The following is a 3202-nucleotide window of genomic DNA, read 5'->3' as shown; positions in this document are numbered from 1 at the left end:
CTGCAACTGAAACGGCACGGTCGCCATTTCTCCGGGCCGCGCATGGCGAATGCGCACGAAGCACTCCCCCGCCAGAAAGACCTCGCGAGCGATCCGCTCCTGCATGCCGTAGAAATCCGACACGCCGTCCGCGTCCGCTTCTTCGGCCCAGCGCCAGAACAGGTCGAGCAGCGCGCTCACCTTGGCCTTGTGGCCCTTTACGCGAGGGCGCAGCTTCACGCCCTCGGCTACGGCCGTTGCAGCCCATTCATCGACGGCGTTGCCGCAAATGCCGTCGTTCTCATAAAGCCATCGCGCCCGCGACAGGATCGTGTCGCCGGCGGTCTGGATGGCGCGGTTGACGTGGTTGCGCGATGGATTGAAGCCGGCAAGCCGGCGTCCTCGCCCAGCTGCCTCGAATGAAGGGTTTGCGCCCCCGCTACGCCACGGCATGAAGGCGTTTGCCAGACGGCGAAGCCCGAACATCAATACCCCCGCTGTGCGTTGACATAGGTCACGCGCGAGCGCCGCTTGCCGGATACAAGGGCAACCGCCTCATCCAGAGCCGCGAGCGCTTTCTTGATTTCCTCCACGCTGCGGTACGTGACCTGCTTATCGCCGTGCCGAACCTGAAACGCGCCCGTGTGGAGCGCCTTGGCCAAGGCGGCACGTTGCGACTGAAGCTCTTCTAGGGTCTCGGCCACGTATCTCTCCCGTCATCGGACGGCGTGCATATACGGGCTCACGATGACGCGCCGCCGCTTGCGCTTTATTGCAGGTGGCTGGGGCTTCGGCATTGCGGGTTCTTGAGCGGGCTGCTCGGCTGCACTCAGTGCCGTCACGACCGCCTGCATGTTCTCGGCGAGTTCAACGAGCGGAGACACCGACGGCTGCGGGAGCTCAACGCCGCGCTCGGCAAGCAGAGCCTCGATGCGGTTCGCTTCCCTGTTCAGGCTGAAGCCCGCGATGATGAGGCCATTCAGCGCCGCATAGGCATAGACGCGGCAGTCCAGCGCCTCGTTGCGGGCGTGATCGGGCTTCGTCCATTCGATGATCCGGAAGCCCTTGTGGTAGCGGGTCACGCGGCGCTCGGCCGTCAGTTGGTCAAAATACTCCCGATCGCGCTCCATATGGAAATGGCAGGCGCCCGCGCCGTGCGCGCCAGGCCCGGCTTTCGCGAGGCGCGCCATGATGACTTCCTTCGCGCCGTCCACGCCGATCACGTAGAGGTTCACTTTCCCCTTGTTGTTTCGGCTCGGCCGCTTCGGCCAGATCGGGCGGCGCCCGGCCATGCCCTTGATCGCCCAGATCCGGCGGCCCTCACGCGGCCGCACGAAGGCATACGCCGACAGCGTGTTCGCGCCGCCGGTATCCACCGCGGTTGCCGAGATCCGCATCCCGTTGTCGAAGGCCGGGTGGGGCCAGCGCTTCTGCAGATATTCGTCGAGCTGATCCCAAACCTCATTCGAGGAAGGATCGCCAGCGAACACCTGATAGTCGATGTTCCAGCTTTCCTCATCGCGGCCCCAGGCGACGACCTCGCATTCGAGGCGGTCGGGCTGCACGTCCACGCCCGCCGTGACGAGCGCCGCCCGAGCCGGTAGCAACTCGTACTCTTCGCGCTTGCCGAACAGCGTGGCCGGATCCGCCTTTTCGCCGGTCTTGTCTTCCCATTCCTCACCGAGCACCGTGTTCACGAACGGCTGCAAGAGAGCCGGGTCATCCTTTGCGGCGATGAAGTCATGGGCGCATTCGGCCCAGGTGTACCAGGGCGAGTAGAGCGCCGAGAGGTGATAGGAGCGCAAGTTCGCCCGCGCGCTGTCTGCTGTCGAAACCCAGCACGCCCCGCGCGCCTCGTCCATAAGCGCGCCCTTTCGGTGCTCTTCATGGCGATGGCCGCAATGCGCGCAGTGGAAAGCCGCCTTGTCGGGCTCGCCCGCCGGCCATTTGATCTGCGCCCAGACGATCGGCTGCAGCACGCCGCACGCGTCGCATGGCACGTTGTAGTAGCGCTGATCGCCCCGCCGGAACTCCTTGCCGATGCGCGACGTGTCCTTGTTTGCGGGCGTGGACAGCATGAAGATCTTACGGCGCACGAAGTTCGCTGTGCGCTTGATCGCCAGCATGACCGGATCGCCTTCCTCGTCCACGCTCGCGGGATAGGCGTCCACCTCATCGAGCACGAGGAAGCGGATCGGCATCGAGCGCAGGCCTGCCGCACTGTTCGCGCCCGTCAGCAGCAGCACGCCGCCGTCGAACTCCTTCGAGTACATGGTGTTGCCGCTATCGCGCGCCCGAGCCGGATTGATCCGAGCGCTGAGAGCGGGGCTCGCTTCGATCATCGGGTCGAGGCGGGTCTTCGACAGCTTCTTCACCGTCTCCACGGTGGGCATGACGTAGAGAGCCGGGCCGGGGCTGTGCTGGATGGCATAGCCCATGAAGTTCAGCCCTGCCTCCGAGAAACCGACCTGGGCGCCCTTCATCACCACGGTGCGCTCAATCGGCGAGTAAGCGGACAAGTTGTCCATGATCTCGCGCAGGTATGGTGTGCGGGCGGTGCGCCAAAGCCCAGGCTCCGCGCTCGCGACCGTGGAGAGGTGCCGATTGCGGTCGGCCCATTCCGACACGGTATAGGGCGGGTCCGGCTGGCGCGCCTCGTAGGCCGCCAAGGTGAAGAGCTCAGAACCGCAGACTTCCGGTTCGTCCGTCATTCGCCACCGAGCGCAGGATCGTCCGGCTCGTGAAACGGCACCGGAATGCCGACCGATTCGAGGAGCGCTTCGCGCATGCGAGCGTCGATCAGGCCGATCAGCGTCGCGGCATCGCATCCAGCAGCGGCTGCGATCCCAGGCCCGTAGCGGTTCGCGAAGTTCAGCATCTGGTCGCGGTGTCCTCGGCCGAAAGCACGAGCCGCGCGGCGTACTTCTTCGCGGTCGACCGTACTGCGCTTCAGCTTCTCGAGTTCGAGCGTCTCCTTTTCGAGCGCGACACGCATGCGCCGGAGCTTCAGCTCGAACTCGCCTGCCGCGTCGTTCGCCTCATCCGCGATCTTGGCCTTACGTTCGGACGGCGGCACGAGGCGACGTTTGCGCTCCTGCGGCGGTTCTCGCTTCCAAAGCCGTGTCGCCAGTTCTTCGTTCAGAGAGCCGTCGTCATACACCGCCTCGGCGAGACGCCCGCTGCGGATACGCGACCGCACCGCGTTATCGGCCACGCCCATCTT

Annotated in this window: 4 protein-coding genes; all 4 read right to left on the bottom strand. The window is 65.3% G+C overall.

From position 1 onward, the window contains the following. Positions 1-465: phage portal protein (locus QM659_RS16825; protein ID WP_415189309.1), on the bottom strand; the 465-nt coding region annotated here is incomplete at its 3' end. Further along, positions 465-683, bottom strand: coding sequence for a phage head-tail joining protein (locus QM659_RS16820; RefSeq protein ID WP_415189308.1), 219 nt, complete (start codon positions 681-683; stop codon positions 465-467). The genes QM659_RS16825 and QM659_RS16820, both read right to left, overlap by 1 nt. 12 nt (positions 684-695) lie before the next feature. After that, a complete protein-coding gene (locus tag QM659_RS16815) occupies positions 696-2690 on the bottom strand; it encodes a phage terminase large subunit family protein (RefSeq protein ID WP_415189307.1) in 1995 nt (664 codons plus the stop codon). Then, the coding region (locus QM659_RS16810; RefSeq protein WP_415189306.1) for a hypothetical protein at positions 2687-3202 on the bottom strand (516 nt) is incomplete at its 5' end. The genes QM659_RS16810 and QM659_RS16815, both read right to left, overlap by 4 nt.

This window comes from Rhodomicrobium sp. (genome assembly GCF_047605405.1).
In the GTDB taxonomy this organism is placed as follows: Bacteria; Pseudomonadota; Alphaproteobacteria; order Rhizobiales; family Rhodomicrobiaceae; genus Rhodomicrobium; species Rhodomicrobium lacus.
This window is presented reverse-complemented; position numbering and strand designations above follow the sequence as displayed.

Bases quoted from the DNA above. Each gene is read 5' to 3' on its own strand.
- QM659_RS16815 (WP_415189307.1), bottom strand. From the start codon at position 2,690: ATGACGGACGAACCGGAAGTCTGCGGTTCTGAGCTCTTCACCTTGGCG.